Annotated in this window: 16 protein-coding genes; 10 read left to right on the forward strand and 6 right to left on the reverse strand. The window is 41.6% G+C overall.

What is annotated here, in order from left to right; translation table 11 throughout:
* Window positions 1-167: 167 nt before the first annotated feature.
* The 3 genes from NSTC745_RS35340 (at window position 168) to NSTC745_RS35350 (ending at window position 4,250) form a co-directional block, all read left to right on the forward strand.
* Window positions 168-542, forward strand: a complete 375-nt coding sequence (locus NSTC745_RS35340; RefSeq protein WP_445635189.1) for a hypothetical protein — start codon at window positions 168-170, stop codon at window positions 540-542.
* 852 nt (window positions 543-1,394) lie between these two features.
* Complete coding sequence (gene argZ / locus NSTC745_RS35345) at window positions 1,395-3,506, forward strand: bifunctional arginine dihydrolase/ornithine cyclodeaminase (RefSeq protein WP_445635190.1); 2,112 nt, start codon at window positions 1,395-1,397, stop codon at window positions 3,504-3,506.
* A 114-nt stretch (window positions 3,507-3,620) separates the two neighbouring features.
* The gene (locus tag NSTC745_RS35350; RefSeq protein ID WP_445635191.1) at window positions 3,621-4,250 is read left to right on the forward strand and encodes a hypothetical protein; all 630 of its coding nucleotides are present in this window, start codon (window positions 3,621-3,623) and stop codon (window positions 4,248-4,250) included.
* A 99-nt stretch (window positions 4,251-4,349) separates the two neighbouring features.
* Here the strand turns inward: NSTC745_RS35350 and NSTC745_RS35355 are convergent, their stop codons facing one another.
* Complete coding sequence (locus NSTC745_RS35355) at window positions 4,350-4,805, reverse strand: cupin domain-containing protein (RefSeq protein WP_096537340.1); 456 nt, start codon at window positions 4,803-4,805, stop codon at window positions 4,350-4,352.
* 237 nt (window positions 4,806-5,042) lie between these two features.
* Window positions 5,043-5,816, reverse strand: a complete 774-nt coding sequence (locus NSTC745_RS35360; protein ID WP_445635192.1) for a cysteine hydrolase family protein — start codon at window positions 5,814-5,816, stop codon at window positions 5,043-5,045.
* An 81-nt stretch (window positions 5,817-5,897) separates the two neighbouring features.
* On the opposite strand from NSTC745_RS35360, the gene NSTC745_RS35365 reads away from it, so the two are divergent.
* Window positions 5,898-7,298 carry an amidohydrolase gene (locus NSTC745_RS35365; protein ID WP_445635193.1) on the forward strand — a complete coding sequence of 467 codons (1,401 nt, stop codon included), beginning with the start codon at window positions 5,898-5,900 and terminating at the stop codon, window positions 7,296-7,298.
* A gap of 202 nt (window positions 7,299-7,500) precedes the next feature.
* Complete coding sequence (ygfZ, locus tag NSTC745_RS35370) at window positions 7,501-8,496, forward strand: CAF17-like 4Fe-4S cluster assembly/insertion protein YgfZ (protein ID WP_445635194.1); 996 nt, start codon at window positions 7,501-7,503, stop codon at window positions 8,494-8,496.
* A 104-nt stretch (window positions 8,497-8,600) separates the two neighbouring features.
* On the opposite strand, the gene NSTC745_RS35375 is transcribed toward ygfZ, so the two are convergent.
* The 3 genes from NSTC745_RS35375 to NSTC745_RS35385 all read right to left on the reverse strand — a co-directional run bounded on the left by NSTC745_RS35375 (window position 8,601) and on the right by NSTC745_RS35385 (window position 11,170).
* Window positions 8,601-9,554, reverse strand: a complete 954-nt coding sequence (locus NSTC745_RS35375; protein ID WP_445635195.1) for a DUF5331 domain-containing protein — start codon at window positions 9,552-9,554, stop codon at window positions 8,601-8,603.
* Between the two features lie 199 nt (window positions 9,555-9,753).
* A complete protein-coding gene (locus NSTC745_RS35380) occupies window positions 9,754-10,080 on the reverse strand; it encodes a (2Fe-2S) ferredoxin domain-containing protein (RefSeq protein ID WP_445638766.1) in 327 nt (108 codons plus the stop codon).
* A 115-nt stretch (window positions 10,081-10,195) separates the two neighbouring features.
* Window positions 10,196-11,170, reverse strand: a complete 975-nt coding sequence (locus tag NSTC745_RS35385) for a cysteine synthase A (protein WP_445635196.1) — start codon at window positions 11,168-11,170, stop codon at window positions 10,196-10,198.
* A 167-nt stretch (window positions 11,171-11,337) separates the two neighbouring features.
* Here NSTC745_RS35385 and NSTC745_RS35390 point away from each other — a divergent pair, with 167 nt between their 5' ends.
* Complete coding sequence (locus tag NSTC745_RS35390) at window positions 11,338-12,177, forward strand: hypothetical protein (protein ID WP_445635197.1); 840 nt, start codon at window positions 11,338-11,340, stop codon at window positions 12,175-12,177.
* Window positions 12,178-12,198: 21 nt separating this feature from the next.
* Entirely contained in the window at window positions 12,199-12,381 is a 183-nt protein-coding gene (locus tag NSTC745_RS35395) for a hypothetical protein (protein WP_445635198.1), read from the forward strand.
* Between the two features lie 101 nt (window positions 12,382-12,482).
* Here the strand turns inward: NSTC745_RS35395 and NSTC745_RS35400 are convergent, their stop codons facing one another.
* Complete coding sequence (locus NSTC745_RS35400; protein ID WP_445635199.1) at window positions 12,483-12,653, reverse strand: hypothetical protein; 171 nt, start codon at window positions 12,651-12,653, stop codon at window positions 12,483-12,485.
* 606 nt (window positions 12,654-13,259) lie between these two features.
* Between NSTC745_RS35400 and NSTC745_RS35405 the strand changes: the two genes are divergently transcribed.
* The 3 genes from NSTC745_RS35405 (at window position 13,260) to NSTC745_RS35415 (ending at window position 16,388) form a co-directional block, all read left to right on the forward strand.
* On the forward strand, window positions 13,260-13,658 hold the full coding sequence (locus tag NSTC745_RS35405) for a hypothetical protein (protein WP_445635200.1): 399 nt from the start codon (window positions 13,260-13,262) through the stop codon (window positions 13,656-13,658).
* Window positions 13,659-13,963: 305 nt separating this feature from the next.
* A complete protein-coding gene (locus tag NSTC745_RS35410) occupies window positions 13,964-14,290 on the forward strand; it encodes a DUF3040 domain-containing protein (RefSeq protein ID WP_445635201.1) in 327 nt (108 codons plus the stop codon).
* Window positions 14,291-14,306: 16 nt separating this feature from the next.
* Window positions 14,307-16,388: a dynamin family protein gene (locus NSTC745_RS35415; RefSeq protein ID WP_445635202.1), complete on the forward strand. Its 2,082-nt coding sequence runs from the start codon at window positions 14,307-14,309 to the stop codon at window positions 16,386-16,388.
* Window positions 16,389-16,493 lie beyond the last annotated feature (105 nt).

Consider the following 16,493-nt stretch of genomic DNA (forward strand, 5'->3'; position numbering starts at 1 on the left):
TTTATCAGATTGTTGTTTTTCGATTCAATTTCCAAATAGATTTCTTGCTTAAGTGTCTTAACTGTCTTAACTGTCTTAACTGTCCGCTTAACTGTCCTTGTGTTTTTGCTGTAATGCTGAGATTATAAAAACGATTCAATAACATCCGTATATTCGCACCCAGCACTATGACAGACATCAAGGTTGATACCCAGAAAAATACCTTTTTGTTGGAACCAGAAGTCTTCAAAAAATTGGAAAAAACAGCGGCATCCAGCGAGTTAGAGCCTGGTCTTTATGTAATTAGAATTAAAAGTGGTTCATTTAATTATTGGGGAGATTCTAACAAGCCAAGCGAACCATTTGTACTTCTGTGGATTTATGGCAAATTTATTAACCTGAAGACCAATATTGAAGTCCCTGCTACTTGGACAACTTTAAATGGCTATGACGATACTTTGACCATACAAGTGGTTGAGAAAACAACAGTTTCGGCTTTGTTCTTTGATACTAATGTCAAAGATAATGCTGGAGAACTAGTTGTTTCTATTTTGCCTGCTTAGGGTTTAAGTTTTCTCACTCGATGCGAACTTAGCTTAAGGCGATCGCCTTATATTCATTGCAATACATTAATCAGCTTTCAAGGCGCACAGCTAGATGTGCGCTTTTCGCTTTTTCCACAAAAATATCAGTATCAGTTATTACGCTTTGATATTACATAGTTACTCGTCAGGAGTCCATAGTCTAGTTCAATCTAGATTCTGGACTCTTGACTTTTAAGTAACTAAAATATTACGATTATCTGCCGCGTGAAATGCACAACAGCTTTACACGTCCCTAGAATAGAGCGATCGCCAACCTTAGTGTAGCGATCGCTTCCTTTGGCATAAATTTTATTAGTTAGTGACCCAACACTAATAGACAAGAGTACAAAAAGCACTTTTGCACTCTTGTGGTCAAAGCCAAAAGGGACTCATGTTAAAGGGAAAATACCAAACATGCACCCCCTTTACCATTCCCCTTTTCCCGACTTCTGCAAGAAGTCTAATATATAAAGATTTATGTCAGCAAAAAGTACACAAAATCCAAGAGGTGCCTAACAATAGATTTCAATTTGGTGAGGTACGCAGCTTAAGCTTGGTAGCCAGACTTGAAGCTTGTCTTACTTAAGAATGCAGCAATTCTGCTGTATCGCTACCTAATGGAGTTAGAATAACACGAAATCACACCGTCGGTTCCATGCCATTTTGCCACCTTGTCTTCTTCTTAACCTTCAGTTTGTATTTTCCAGTAATAGAATTAAGAACGAAGCCCTTGTAAAGCCTTCAACTATCAAAAGGTAGAAGCTCTAGTAGCATATTTGACAAAATTACAAAAACAGAAATCTCTGTCCAAAATAGGCTTGTAAAATTTTTATGACTTCCCGGATTCGCTTTTTGATGTGTCCTCCCGATCACTACGATGTAGATTATGTGATTAATCCCTGGATGGAAGGGAACATTCACAAATCATCGCGCGATCGCGCCGTAGAACAGTGGCAGGGACTATACCACATCCTGAAACAACACGCCATTGTAGACCTAGTACCACCAGAGATAGGTTGGCCAGATCTAGTTTTTACAGCCAACGCTGGTTTGGTACTGGGAGAAAACGTCGTACTCAGTCGTTTTTTACACAAAGAACGTCAAGGAGAAGAACCTTTCTTCAAACAATGGTTTGAGGCAAATGGTTACACAGTATACGAACTTCCCAAAGATTTACCATTTGAAGGCGCAGGAGACGCACTGCTAGATCGGGAAGGACGCTGGTTATGGGCGGGATACGGTTTCCGTTCAGAATTAGATTCCCACCCTTACCTCGCCAAATGGCTGGATATTGAAGTACTCTCCCTGCGATTGATAGACGAACGTTTCTATCACTTAGATACTTGCTTTTGTCCGCTAGCAAATGGTTATTTACTTTACTATCCAGGTGCTTTTGATTCCTACTCCAATCGCTTAATCGAAATGCGGGTGGCACCAGAAAAGCGAATTGCCATTGCGGAAGCTGATGCAGTCAACTTTGCTTGCAATGCGGTAAACGTAGACAGCATCGTCATCATGAACAAGGCGAGTGACGCTTTGAAATCCCGCCTTGCAGATGTCGGTTTCCAAGTGCTGGAAACACCACTTAGCGAATTTCTCAAAGCTGGTGGTGCGGCTAAATGCCTAACCTTACGGGTGACAGAACCAGTAAGAGAAGAACTTCATGCCAACGTCTCGGTGGAAAGCCGCGTCATTCGCATGGAAGGACACTTATTAGATGCTGGTTTGATTAACCGCGCTTTGGATTTGATTGTAGACGCTGGCGGAAGTTTCCAAGTTTTGAATTTCAACTTGGGAGAACAGCGCCAAAGTACTTCAGCTGCCGAGGTGAAGGTATCAGCACCATCCCATGAAGTGATGGAAGAAATCATTTCGCGGTTGATTGATTTGGGTGCTGTAAACTTACCCCAAGATGAGCGAGACGCTAAACTAGAGCCTGTAATCCAAAATGGCGTAGCACCTGACGATTTCTACGTCAGTACAATTTATCCCACGGAAGTACGAATTAGCGGCCACTGGGTGAAGGTAGAAAATCAAAGGATGGATGGTGCGATCGCCATTACTCAAACACCCAGTGGCTTCAGAGCAAGGTGTAAAATACTACGCGACTTAGAAATTGGCGAACAAGTAATCACAGACGTGTTAGGTATCCGCACCATCCGCAAAACCGAATCGCGGGAACAACGCAGTACCCAAGAATTTACCTTTATGTCGTCGGGAGTTTCCAGCGAACGCCGCGTGGAATTAGTCGTCGAACAAGTGGCTTGGGAGTTGCGTAAAATACGCGATGCTGGTGGTAAAGTAGTTGTCACCGCCGGCCCTGTGGTGATTCACACCGGTGGCGGCGAACACCTAGCGCAATTAATTCGCCAAGGATACGTACAAGCACTACTTGGTGGCAATGCGATCGCAGTCCACGACATCGAACAAAATATCATGGGCACTTCGTTAGGTGTGGACATGAAGCGGGGTGTGGCTGTACGCGGCGGACACCGCCATCACTTGAAGGTAATTAACAGCATCCGCCGTTACGGTAGTATTGCCAAAGCTGTGGAAGCGGGGGTAATTAAGAGTGGCGTGATGTATGAGTGCGTCCAAAACGACGTACCTTTTGTGCTTGCTGGATCGATTCGGGATGACGGGCCTTTACCTGATACCCAAATGGATTTGCTCAAAGCCCAAGAACAATATGCCGAAAACTTAGAAGGTGCAGAGATGATTTTGATGCTGTCATCAATGCTACATTCCATCGGCGTCGGCAATATGACTCCGGCGGGAGTGAAAATGGTATGTGTGGATATTAATCCAGCTGTAGTGACAAAACTGAGCGATCGCGGTTCTATAGAATCAGTAGGTGTAGTCACAGATGTGGGATTATTCCTCAGCCTTTTGATTCAGCAGTTGGATAAATTAACAAGTCCCTATATTAGTAAGGTAGGTTAAAAAAACACAGAACTTTGATACACAGCCATCAAAACTTTTGGTGCGATGTTTAATAGTAGGGTAGGCATTTTGACCCTACTATTTTTTATGTTTAATTAAGTTGACTATAAAGTAATGAAAATTCATACACTTGGAAAAATATTTATTTTTATTTTTTTAGGTTTTATATCCATACTTATACTTCTTTTGGTTAACTTGCGATCGCCAGATGATAAACGGCTTGACTTTTGTAATAGTCTTAAACCGCTGAACCAAATCGAAGTTAAAGATTACGACAATAATGGAATTAAGTCGCGTCAAGGGACATTTACTACAAAAGTTTCTTTTGGCGATCGCCAAGAACTAAAAGTAGTCATTTTTCCCAAAGCCCTTTCTCCTAAAATTTGGTCAACAGTATCCCAATCATCGATTCAATATATTGGTAACGGTGGCGATAATAATTGGCGAGAATGGTTGAGTCCTGATTATTTTTATGTACTTGCGGTTCCTCCACAAACAACAGCCTTAGCTTTTGGCAGACTTTGTAATCGCAACGGAGATGTTGAGGTTGAACCTATCAAAAAATTGCAAAAAATTTCTCCCACAAAAATAATCATCAATGACAAAATTTATCTCTCTGTTTCATCTTCCCTGCCAACTATTAAACCTGATACTGTCATAGTCAATACTGGCAGTAATCGTCTGGATACATTAGGTACTCAAACAGAAGTATATTTCACCAAAAAAAACCTCAAATTTGAGTAAAAGGGACTGGGGAGATGGCAACGCCTTGGGGAAAGGTAAAAGGGAAAAGGGAAAAGGTAAAAGGAAGGATCTTTCTTTTCCCCTTTGCCCAATTCTGCTTCAACAAGGCATTAAAGCATCTAATCTCCCTAATACTGCCAGATCTTCTGCATCTAACTCTACTGGTATTCCACTGCGGATTAATTCTGAAAAGTCTTCATTCGGCACCATTACAGTTAAAGTATACAAGCGAGTGGAACCTGTATTTTTAATCAAATGCGTACCAGTGGGAGGAACTAATAAACTATCTCCGGCTTTAATGTTAGCAATTTTGCCGTCACACATGGCGATCGCTTCGCCTTTGAGGACAAAAAACATTTCTACTGCCCACTGATGGCGATTTGGCGGTGTTTGTCCGCCGACATCAAAGATTTCTACGCAGCAAGTCAAGGAAGTATTTGCATTAGTGGAATCGAAAATAATCGCTAAACGATTAGAGTCGTTAGGACTGATGCGATATACTTGGTAATCTTTGGGAGATTTGATAATAGGAATTACACAACGAGTAGCGTGCATTTATTTATCCCCTCGAAGTTGTTGATGGTGATGACAAAAGATACAAGTGTTGAATATTTAGTTGTTAGAGTTAATCCTATTTGGGTGTAAATGGAGATTTGGGAAATAATCTCACGCAGAGGCGCAAAGGCGCGGAGAGATAGGAGAGACTTTCACCAAGAATTTCGGATTGCTGTAGTTGTATGTCTAATTCACAAAATTACTAATCTCTAAATAAAAACGCGATGAATCGCGTCTCTATTCACCACTCAATGCTGTTAAAATCGCTTGGGAATCTGTGACAAAACCGAAGCATTGTTTGACGTTATACAAAGTCGCCAACCAACAATATTCAGGTGATGTTGTGGCGGTGCAGTCTTTAACTAGTATACAGTCATATCCTAAGAAGTTGGCATCGCATAATGTAGTCAGCACGCATTGGTCAGCGTTGACACCAGCAAAAAATAGTGTCGTTTTTCCTAGATTCTTCAAGATACTATCCAAAGCTGTATCCCAGAAGCCACTCATTCGGTATTTATCTACGCAAATATCTTCTCTTAGCGGTTGTAGTTCGTCCACCACCGCCGCGGCCCAACTACCTGCCATGAGTACTTTAGCACCATTTTTAGGTAGGGGAGCGCCTAAGCCCACGCCTTCGCCTGTGGGGTTGTAGACGTGAAGCGAAGCTGCACTAATGTTGAGTAAATCGGGACGATTCCCCCAATTCACCCAAATTATTGGCACACCAACAGTACGCAGTTCTGGGAGTAAGTTCTTTAAAGGTTCAATGGGCTTGCGGGCTGGAGTGACATCCACGCCGATATGCGCTAACCAGCCGTCAGGGTGACAGAAGTCGTTTTGCATATCAATGACGAGGATAGCCGTTTTTGCGAGGTCAAGACGCAGGGTTTTTGTTTCTGTTGCTAAGATAACGGGTTGTGGGGTCTTTTGCGGACGGGTGATATCTGCAATAGTATCATTCACTGTCCACGCATTTGGTGGAACCCCTAATGTCCGTAATGGTAAATTCATAAAATTGCAATAGCCAATACCATTTTCTATTTTGTAACTTGAAACTCAACCCAGAATCCAATTACTTAATCAAGGTTAAATATGTTAAGTTTCACCATCCAAAATGTTTTGATTGCTACTGCTGATGATTACGCGACTGTAGATGTACGGGTTATAGATGGTAAAACCGCTACCATTGCCCCAAATCTAGAGGTAATCGGTACAGCTATAGATGGTAAACATAAGTTACTGCTTCCTGGCTTTTTTAACGCCCACACCCACTCTTCGGAAATGTGGCAACGGGGAATCATGTCAGTTTTGCCTTTAGAATTATGGTTGGCGGAACTGTATGATTTTGCTCCTCTAGATACCGAACAAGTATATCTCAGTGCTTTGGGAACGGCAGTGGAAACTTTACTTTCCGGGGGGACAAGTGTAGTAGACCATTTAGTATTAATTCCAGGACAAGAGTTAGAAACTATTGCTGTTGCAATTGGCGCTTACAAAGAAGTGGGAATTCGGGCTTTTATTGCCCCTTTAATTCAAGATGAATCTCTCACCGCAGGCATACCATCTGGGGAGTCAACACAAAATCACGAACCTTATTTTCGTTCAACTGCGGCAACATTGGAAATCATCGAAGAGGCGGTGAGAAAATTTCATCGCCCAGATGAAGGTGTGAGTATTTTAGTTGCGCCAACGGGGATACAATTGTGTACTGATGCTTTGTTTGCAGGGTGTATTGAATTAAGCGATCGCTACAATCTTAGTCGTCATTCCCATTTACTGGAAACCAGGGCACAGGAAAAACTCGCCCAAGAAAAATACGGTTGTACAGCCGTAGAACATTTGAAAAGAATTGGCTATTTAAGCAATAGAACTTCTCTTGCCCATTGCGTTTGGTTAAATGATACTGATATCGCTATTCTTGCCGAAACTCAATCTACAGTTGTCCATAATCCCTTAAGCAATTTACGTTTAGGCAGCGGCATCGCCCCGATTTTAAAATATCGCCAAGCTGGAGTAAATGTCACTTTTGGTTGCGATGGCGCCTCTAGTAATGACTCCCAAGATTTGTTGGAAGCAATTAAAATTGGTTCGATTTTACATAATGTTACAGACTTAGATTATCAGCACTGGATTACACCACGAAAATCAATAGAAATGGCATCCTTAGGAGGTGCAAAAGGATTGAATGTTGCAGATCGATTAGGTTCTTTAACCGTCGGAAAACAAGCCGACTTGGTACTTTATGACCTCACGAATTTATCATTACTTCCGCGTACAGACCCCATCGGCTTATTAGTTTTAGGGCGTCCTAGTAATGTTGTTCATAGTGCTTGGGTCAATGGCAAGCAAATTATTAATGATGGTAAATTTACAACAATTAATGTTAATGAACTGCGTCAAGAATTATTTAACCGCAGTCAATGGCAGACAAAACGTAAATCGGAAACTGTAGCACAAATTGAAGCACATTATCGCAATGTGATGGAATTATGACATAAAAATAAATACGCAACTGCGACAAAAAAATTGTGCTTTGATGTTTAATATTCAGTAAGAAAATGGCAAAGATATAGGACTCATATTTGATTTTTGAAATATGAGTTTTATAGAACAATCCTGAAGTGCATTGAAGCTGCAAACCCTTATTTGCTAAGATTTCCAATGCGACAACATTCAAACAGGGCAACTCGTCATCATGCCAACATCTACAATTGACAATCAAGATGCAGCTGCTATCCAAGCTGCAAGAGAAGGGGTTGCAATATGCGATCGCTCTGGCTGGGGACGTATCAAAGTGTCTGGCGATGACCGCCTCCGCTTTTTACATAACCAAAGTACTAATGATTTCCTCGCACTCAAGCCAGGACAAGGTTGCGATACGGTTTTCGTCACTTCTACAGCCAGAACAATTGATTTAGTAACCGCCTACGTCAGAGAAGATGCGGTGATTTTGCTCGTTTCGCCTAACCGCCGCCAGTTTCTCATGGAATGGCTGGACAAATATATTTTCTTCGCTGACAAGGTGGAATTATCTGATATCACAGAATTTACCAACACCCTCAGCCTGATCGGCCCAGGAAGTGACGCTGTAATCGAAAAGTTGGGTATTGGCGAACTCATCGGTCAGCCTTACGGTAGTCACCAAGTATACACCATTGGTAATGCTCAGGGAGTGCGAGTTGCTGTAGGCAGTGGATTAGCTATTCCCGGCTACACTTTGACTTTTCCCTACACTGACAAAGCGACAGTGTGGGAAAAACTGTTAGAAGCTGGAGTAGTAGAGATGAGCGATCGCGCTTGGGATATGTTACGAATCTTACAAGGACGCCCCACTCCAGACGCAGAACTCACCGATGATTACAATCCCCTGGAAGTTGGTTTATGGCAGACGATTTCTTTTGACAAAGGTTGCTATATTGGGCAAGAAACTATTGCTCGATTAAACACGTATAAAGGTGTAAAGCAGCACTTATTTGGTGTTAAACTCAGTAGTGCTGCGGAAATTGGCAGTGCGATCGCCATTGGAGATGAAAAGGTCGGTAAACTTACTAGTTATACAGAAACTCCTGATGGTTATTTTGGATTAGCTTACATCCGCACCAAAGCTGGTGGCGCGGGATTGAAAGTTAAAGTCGGAGAAACTGAAGGTGAAATAGTAGAAATCCCATTTGTTTCTCACGAATACCCATAAAAGAAGAATTCAGTCTGATGTGAATTATCCAAATCAACGAAATATCAAGAATTATCCGTCCTGTAGAGACGTTGCAATGCAACGTCTCTATTTTTAGCGAAGATTCAGATTTCAATTCCTACTGAATTCTGACTCCTGAGTTCTGAATTCTTATTGATAAAAATATCTTCTGGGCGATCGCATCTAGTACCTTGGCAAAATTCATCTACCCAAGAAGCTACACTACGGGCGTTGGTGCTTCGTAATACATTCAGTTTGGTTTTAACTTCTTGTGACAATGTATTGACATGCTGAGTATTTTTGGGGGCTTCGGTAGTAATTGCTAGCGATCGCACTTGTTTACCATTACTAGAAGTCTCCCTAGTAATTGCTAGCGAACGTACTGGTTTGCTGTGGCTAGAAACTTGAGTACCCAATGCCGCAGATGGCATAGTTTTGGCTTTGCTGTTGACTTGAGAGGCTATGGTCAGTGTTGCTGTTGCAGAAAAGCGATCGAGAGGTGATTTTACTGGCTTATCTTCCCTAAGTAAACCGGAGTCTGGCTTAGCTGAATGCAGCGTCTTTATGGAAGTATTAGGAGGAATCTTAGTAATAACTGCAACTAATGTCCCAGATTTGTCTGTAAGATCTAGTTCAGTGCTATCTATAAATGATGTTACAGGTTGCTGTAAGCGTGGTAAATCAGACTGTAGCGTCTTGTTGGTAGTATTTAAAACTAATGGAACAGCTTTGTTTTCGTGAGAAAGTTTATCTTGTAACGGCTCACTTTCAACTTTGGTTGCTGATTTTATGAGACGTAACTCTTGATCGGGATTAAAGTTGAGACCCAAAGCCGCGACTATTTTATCCGGATTATTACTTAATTGCATTATAAAATCAAGTATCTCATCAAACTGCGGTTCCAAAACAGACAGCGTTGCCAAAATAAAACCGGACGAAGGACGCCGCAGGTCATCGTAAGTAGCCCAAACTCGCATTTTGACTAGCCAAGAGCTATTTTGCTCGTAGTAACTCAACCATTTCTGTTTTAAGGATTGACGCAGTTGCTGGATATTCATCGAATGCCTCACTTAGGTCAAACAATTTTGGATTGGGAATTTTAGACTTCGACTAGGCTCAGTCGAACGATTTTCGATTGACCCTACCTGTTGGCTGGTAGGGCTGGAGGCGTAAAAGAGGCTTGATGGCTTGCCAATATTGGGCTATCAGCAATCTAAAATCTAAAATTGGCAGTTAACAAGAGTGCAGACTTTATTTTTAGGAATGAAATCGATGATAGAGCATCTGTTTGACTCTTTGGCCACCTAATAAATGCTGTTCTACCAGTAGAGATACTTCATCGGGCTGAACGCCGCTGTACCAGACAATATCGGGTAATACCAGCACCATCGGCCCATTGCCACATTGTCCCAAACAGCTGCTACTTGTTACCGTTACCCCAGGAATTGGTAAAGCTGTCAAAGCCGCTAAGACTTTCGCAGCGCCTTGCTTTTTACAAGTGCGATTTTGACAAACCCGCACACATCTAGGAGAAGAGGGTTGGTCTATTGCACAGAAATCTGATGATTGAGTGATGTTTGTCATTTGTCCTTGGTCATTGGTCATTTGTCCTTGGTCATTGGTCATTTGTTGTTTGTCGTTTCTCAAAAGCCAGAAGCTAATAACTAATGACTAATGACTAATGACTAATGACTAATGACTAATCTACTGAAAGTCCTTTTGAGGCTAGCCATTCAGAGTTGAATATCCGCGATTGATACCGGGAACCGCTATCACACAATATGGTGACAATGGTATGTCCCGGCCCTAATTGCTTGGCTAAGGCAACAGCAGCCGCAACATTAATACCCGTTGAACCGCCCATTAATAAGCCATCTTTTCTGAGTAGTTGGTAAACTACTCTCAAAGCTTCTTGGTCATCAATTTGGATGGCGTCATCGGCAGGTGCGCCTTCCATATTGGCTGTAACGCGACCATTACCGATGCCCTCGGTGATGGAGTTTCCTTCTATTTTGATTTCGCCGGTTTTGACATAGCTATAAAGCGCACTACCCAGGGGGTCAGCAACAACGCATTGAATGGCAGGATTTTGTTCTTTTAAGTACATCGCTACACCAGCAAAAGTACCACCAGTACCAGTTGCAGCTGTCCATGCATCTATTTTACCATCTGTCTGTTTCCAAATTTCTGGGGCTGTGGTTTCGTAGTGGGCGCGGCGGTTGGCTAAATTATCAAACTGATTTGCCCAAATGGCGTTTTCTAATTCCGCGGCTACTCTACCAGATAGCTTGACGTAGTTGTTGGGGTCTTTGTAGGGTACAGCCGGGACGGGACGGACTTCTGCTCCCAAGGCTGTCAGTGCGTCTATCTTTTCTTGTGATTGGGTATCGGGGATGATAATTAGGCATTTGTAGCCTTTGGCGTTGCAAATATGCGCTAGTCCAATGCCGGTATTACCAGCGGTTCCTTCGACAACCGTACCACCGGGTTTGAGTAAACCTTTCTCTTCTGCGTCTTGGATGATGTAAAGTGCGGCGCGGTCTTTGACGGAACCGCCAGGATTGAGAAATTCTGCTTTACCAAGGATTTCGCACCCTGTTTCTTCACTAAAGCTGTTTAAGCGAATCAGAGGTGTGTTGCCAACAGCGCCGACGAAGCCATCTTTAATGTCCATTTGACTCTACCTATGTTTTGTTCTGTTTCTTCTATAAAAATTTTGGCTTATAGCGGTGGCATGATTGACACATTACCAGAAATAACCATAAAAGTTGCAAACCAGTGCGTAAAATCCCATACTCAAGATGTATCCAGTATTAATCTCAATGTTTGCTCCAAAGCTAAATGTACAACTATAATCAGTCTTCTTTTTCCTCTCAAGCTTCTACTACTGGTTCGTTGTCAATCCAGCACGGAAATTTCTTCAACTATGTATTGCCAAGTGGTTGGCGAGTGGTTGAGGATGGCCAATTTGCCGTTGTCCTGTTTTCCCCAGACAATACTGCTTTGACGATTATGGTAGGGAATTCTGGACTGCCAGTAAACTACAACCCTTGGCAGTTTGTTTACGAGAAGCTGTTGGCAATGCAGCCCTACCAATTGCTCTTGGGTCAGCCTCGCCAAGCTCAACCGATCGCTGGATGTTCGGTTGCTTATGAGTTTGATTGCACGTACATATACAATGGTATACCCTGTCAAGGAATAGCCAAGTGCAGCGTAGCATATAGTTATAACCTGTGTACGATGGTGATGAATTGTGCAGCATCCCACCAATCGCAGTGGGCTAATTATGCTTCATGGTTGCCACAGGTAGCATGTCAAGTTGCGGCAACAAATGGAGCAGCCTTCGGAATGCAAGGAATTATGGCGCAAAATATAGATATTTCGATCGCCGAAGGGCAGAGGCAGAGGGAATACCGCGAATGGTCTGCGCGTACATGGGACGAGGTGAACCGCCAACGAGGTGAGTCTATAGACCGTCAAAACTTCCAGTTTCGCGAGAACTTGGGCAATGTAACAACTTGGACAAACCCTTACGGTTATCCAATCGTCGAGCTACCAACAGACTACAACTACTATTGGATAAATCGTCAAGGACAAATATATGGTACAAATAACCCCAGTGAAAATCCGAATGTCGGCTCAACTCAAGATTGGATAAAGATGAATCGGTATCTACCCTAAGCCTTATTAAGGAGTTTAGCTTTGCTGTTGATATACGATCGCTTTTTTGTGAGGTTGTTGTTACTCTGCAAGCGTCTCTACATCGCAGCAATCAAAAGAGCGATGCCTGCGGCGGGCTATCTACGCATTTCCATTCTGTTTACAATATCTGTTTTATTAGGGGCGATCGCATTTCCTGGATTGTGGAAATATCGGGCGCGATAGATTTACGAGACGCTTACGAGATGCGATGAATAGCGTCTTTACAAGAGATTGCTGTTTCCACATTTCGCTTATGTTTTGGCTGGAGGAAGTATTTTTCTTTCCTACTCTCCATCTTTCACTTTCTCTTGTTGATGCCAAGCTTGATAAAAATCTGGGTAGGGCATACTTTGGGCGCACTTCCAGATAACTTCGTAGCAATTATCAAATCGCTCAAAGTCATTTTTGTAAGCTTCAGGTGATAAATAATCCTTTAACCTACGGTGTACACACAAGTTGAACTACCCCCCTTAATCCCCCCTTGTCAAGAGGGGAAACAAGAAATCCAGTTCCCTCCCCTTGACAAGGGGGAGCCACTGCGTTGGGCGGCTCTGCCGACTTGTTCGCGCAGCGTCTCCGACAGGAGAAGCAAGTGGCGTTAGGGTTAGGGTGGGGTAAAACCTTGGTTAATCAGCTATTTCAGACTTGTATGTACACCGTAGTTTTAGCAAGGGGTGGGCTTCTTCGGGTTGAATAAGTAATCAAGTGGACAAGTTCATTCGTTCACAACACAAGTTCGTTGGTTCACAACACAAGTCCATTGGTTCACAACACAAGTTCATTGGTTCACAACACAAGTTCATTGGTTCACAACACAAGTCCATTGGTTCACAACACAAGTTCATTGGTTCACAACACAAGTTCATTGGTTCACAACGCAAGTCCGTTGGTTCACAACATAAGTCTGTTCTCAACTATTTATTCTCTATAAGCGTATAATTACTGGTTTTTTAAAAAAATAATGCAAAAAAAAGTATATTATTTTTGTAAGTTTTACTGAACCGCTACATTGTCCCATTGAGACACTCTAGAAAGATAAGTTTAGTAAAAAGTGTACATTGATGTACCGCAAAAAAAGAAGCTCTAACGTGCTAGAAAAAGCCGAACAGAGAGTAATCGGATTTAAATCGGTTGATTCTAACCTTGATTTTGGTGATTCCATCAGTTTAAAGTATCTAACCGAATTAAATGGGCAACTCCGCAACAAGATTGACCAGTATAATATGATGCTAACTGACATTGACACAACAAAGGAAGAAATAGAAACCCTTGAAAAAATCATTTGCGAAACGTCAGAACGCTTGGTTAATGGAGTTGCATCGAGGTATGGCAAAAACAGTCGAGAATACGAGATGATAGGCGGAGTACGCAAAAGCGATCGCATTCGTAAAGCCACCATTACACGGATAAAATCGAGCGCAGACTCAAAATCGGCTTCTACACAGACTACGACACCTTAGTATTTAGACCCTTCGCTTTGGTTCTGGAAAGCAGGTGCATTTTGTGGAATTTAACTCCAGCTAAAATTGAGTCAGCAATGAAAATTAAAATGTAAATTTACTGATATTTTTAAATATTCTTTAAATTTATTATAGATTTTAATTAATGAGTAAATGCTGATATCTTTTTTCTGTCTGAGAGATTTCAGAAAATAAATTATCCAATTTACTTATTCTGTCTCCCTCTTCCCGTACTTCCTGCCCCATGCCTACACAGCAATGGGATATTTTTTTAGTTGCAAATCCCTGAGAGGGAGTGGATACTGATGACATCTGAAAGCGATCGCCATAAAGAACTTGAACAACGAGAACGTATATTACGAGAACGAGAAGTTGAATTGCGACTTCGAGAAATGGAAGCTAAAATTCATACTGCTGATGCACCTTTCCATCAAACTGTTAAGCATCAGGCAGAAAATTCTCCCAAACCTTGGATGAAAAAACTAATTTTAGGTGGAAAGTTGTTTGCCCTTGGCGTAGTAGCGTTAGTTGCAGTGAGAATAGCCTCAGTGCTAGCTGGGTTTATTATTGTTGCTGCACTGGGGTGGATGTCTTCCAAATTATTTTTTGAATCCAAAAAAACCAATTCTTAATTCAGGTGTAACTATTATGAGCGATCGAGTAGCAACTGACAATTTTATCAAAGATTTAGAGCGCGTTGCTCAAGTGCGATCGGAAATTTCTGTGTGTTTGAGTAAACTTGTTGAAATTATTAATCAAGCTGAATTAGCTGGGGATTCGTCATCAGGAAAACTCAGTTTAGAGCGAGATATTGAAGATATTACAGTAGCTAGTAAAAATCTCCGCCAAGGTGTATTTCGCCTGTTGGTGTTGGGCGATATGAAACGGGGAAAAAGTACGTTTCTTAATGCTTTAATTGGAGAAAACTTATTACCGAGCGACGTTAATCCTTGTACCGCAGTATTAACAGTTTTACGCTATGGCCCAGAAAAGAGAGTTACTATTCATTTTAATGATGGTAAAAGTCCACAAGATTTGGATTTTCAAAGTTTTAAACATAAATATACCATCGATCCGGCTGAAGCTAAAAAATTAGAACAGGAGAAAAAGCAAGCCTTTCCTGATGTTGATTATGCAGTAGTGGAATATCCTTTAACGTTACTAGAAAAGGGAATTGAAATTGTTGATAGCCCAGGTTTAAATGATACAGAAGCGCGAAATGAATTATCTTTGAATTATGTGAACAATTGCCATGCAATTTTGTTCGTGATGAGAGCTTCTCAACCTTGTACCTTGGGCGAACGTCGCTATTTAGAAAATTACATTAAAGGTAGAGGACTGACGGTTTTCTTCTTAATTAACGCTTGGGATCAACTGCGAGAATCATTGATAGATCCCGATGATGAAGAGGAGTTAAAAGCAGCTGAAGACAGGTTGCGGCAAGTATTTAAAGCGAATTTAGCAGAGTATTGCTACGTAGATGGCCAGAATATTTATGACGAACGTGTATTTGAGCTTTCGTCAATTCAAGCACTCAGACGACGGCTGAAGAATCCCCAAGCTGATTTAGACGGGACTGGCTTTCCTAAGTTTATGGGGGCACTGAATACTTTTCTTACCAGAGAAAGAGCGATCGCCGAACTTCGTCAAATCAGAACTTTATCTAGGCAAGCTGTCAATCACATCCTCGAAGCCGTTGCTAGAAGAGTACCATTACTCGACCAAGATGTAAATGAATTGAAAAAACGTATCGATTCAGTAGAACCAGAGTTTAACAAACTCACGACAATTCGCGATCAATTCCAAAAAGAAATTCTCAACACCAGAGATACTCAAGCAAGAACAATTTCTGAATCCTTCCGCAGCTACGTTTTAAACTTAGGTAATACCTTTGAAAACGATTTTTTGCGTTATCAACCAGAATTAAACTTGTTTGATTTTCTGAGTAGCGGAAAACGTGAAGCTTTTAACACCGCACTGCAAAAAGCCTTTGAACAATATATTACTGACAAATCTGCTGCTTGGACATTAACTGCTGAAAAAGATATCAATGCCGCTTTTAAAGAACTTTCTCGCAGTGCTGCACAATATGGCGCATCTTATAGTCAAGTAACAGACAAGATCGCCGAAAAAATCACCGGACAAAATATCAAAGTAAATGCCACTATAGCTAGTGAAGATGATAACTCCCCCGCTTGGGCAAAATGGGCAATGGGATTGTTATCCCTGTCTAAGGGAAATCTTGCTGGTGTCGCACTAGCCGGAAGTGGATTTGATTGGAAAAATATCTTGTTAAACTACTTCACTGTAATTGGTATTGGTGGGATAATTACGGCGGTAACTGGTGTTTTTCTTGGGCCTATTGGATTTGCACTGCTAGGTTTGGGAGTAGGCTTTTTACAAGCAGATCAAGCGCGTAAAGAGTTAGTAAAAACGGCTAAAAAAGAGTTAGTTAAACACCTACCTCAAATAGCGCACGAGCAATCTCAAGTTGTATACGATGCGGTGAAAGAGTGTTTTGATGCTTACGAACGAGAAGTGAGCAAGAGGATTAACGATGATATTGTTTCTCGTAAATCTGAATTAGATAATTTAGTTAAGCAAAAAGAAACCCGCGAGATTAATCGTGAAAGTGAGTTTAAGAGGTTAAAAACCTTACAAGAAGATGTAATAGCGCAGTTACAAAAAATTGAGGCTGCTTATAGCAATTTGTTAGCTTACTATAGCTAAAGTATAGGAATACTCACATTTGTGAAAACCTCAATTTCTTTTCTCTGCGCTCTCTGCGTTCTCTGTGGTTCGTTGAAAAAAAATTCATAACTCAACAAGTAAAGA

It is taken from the genome of Nostoc sp. DSM 114161, from assembly GCF_052692665.1.

What these genes read in the sequence shown, in the direction of transcription:
- ygfZ (WP_445635194.1), top strand. Translation starts at nt 7,501, where the DNA reads ATGCCAACATCTACAATTGACAATCAAGATGCAGCTGCTATCCAAGCT.
- NSTC745_RS35405 (WP_445635200.1), top strand. Translation starts at nt 13,260, where the DNA reads ATGTACCGCAAAAAAAGAAGCTCTAACGTGCTAGAAAAAGCCGAACAG.
- NSTC745_RS35350 (WP_445635191.1), top strand. Translation starts at nt 3,621, where the DNA reads ATGAAAATTCATACACTTGGAAAAATATTTATTTTTATTTTTTTAGGT.
- argZ (WP_445635190.1), top strand. Translation starts at nt 1,395, where the DNA reads ATGACTTCCCGGATTCGCTTTTTGATGTGTCCTCCCGATCACTACGAT.
- NSTC745_RS35390 (WP_445635197.1), top strand. Translation starts at nt 11,338, where the DNA reads ATGTACAACTATAATCAGTCTTCTTTTTCCTCTCAAGCTTCTACTACT.
- NSTC745_RS35385 (WP_445635196.1), bottom strand. Translation starts at nt 11,170, where the DNA reads ATGGACATTAAAGATGGCTTCGTCGGCGCTGTTGGCAACACACCTCTG.
- NSTC745_RS35410 (WP_445635201.1), top strand. Translation starts at nt 13,964, where the DNA reads ATGACATCTGAAAGCGATCGCCATAAAGAACTTGAACAACGAGAACGT.
- NSTC745_RS35380 (WP_445638766.1), bottom strand. Translation starts at nt 10,080, where the DNA reads ATGACAAACATCACTCAATCATCAGATTTCTGTGCAATAGACCAACCC.
- NSTC745_RS35360 (WP_445635192.1), bottom strand. Translation starts at nt 5,816, where the DNA reads ATGAATTTACCATTACGGACATTAGGGGTTCCACCAAATGCGTGGACA.
- NSTC745_RS35355 (WP_096537340.1), bottom strand. Translation starts at nt 4,805, where the DNA reads ATGCACGCTACTCGTTGTGTAATTCCTATTATCAAATCTCCCAAAGAT.
- NSTC745_RS35340 (WP_445635189.1), top strand. Translation starts at nt 168, where the DNA reads ATGACAGACATCAAGGTTGATACCCAGAAAAATACCTTTTTGTTGGAA.
- NSTC745_RS35365 (WP_445635193.1), top strand. Translation starts at nt 5,898, where the DNA reads ATGTTAAGTTTCACCATCCAAAATGTTTTGATTGCTACTGCTGATGAT.
- NSTC745_RS35415 (WP_445635202.1), top strand. Translation starts at nt 14,307, where the DNA reads ATGAGCGATCGAGTAGCAACTGACAATTTTATCAAAGATTTAGAGCGC.
- NSTC745_RS35375 (WP_445635195.1), bottom strand. Translation starts at nt 9,554, where the DNA reads ATGAATATCCAGCAACTGCGTCAATCCTTAAAACAGAAATGGTTGAGT.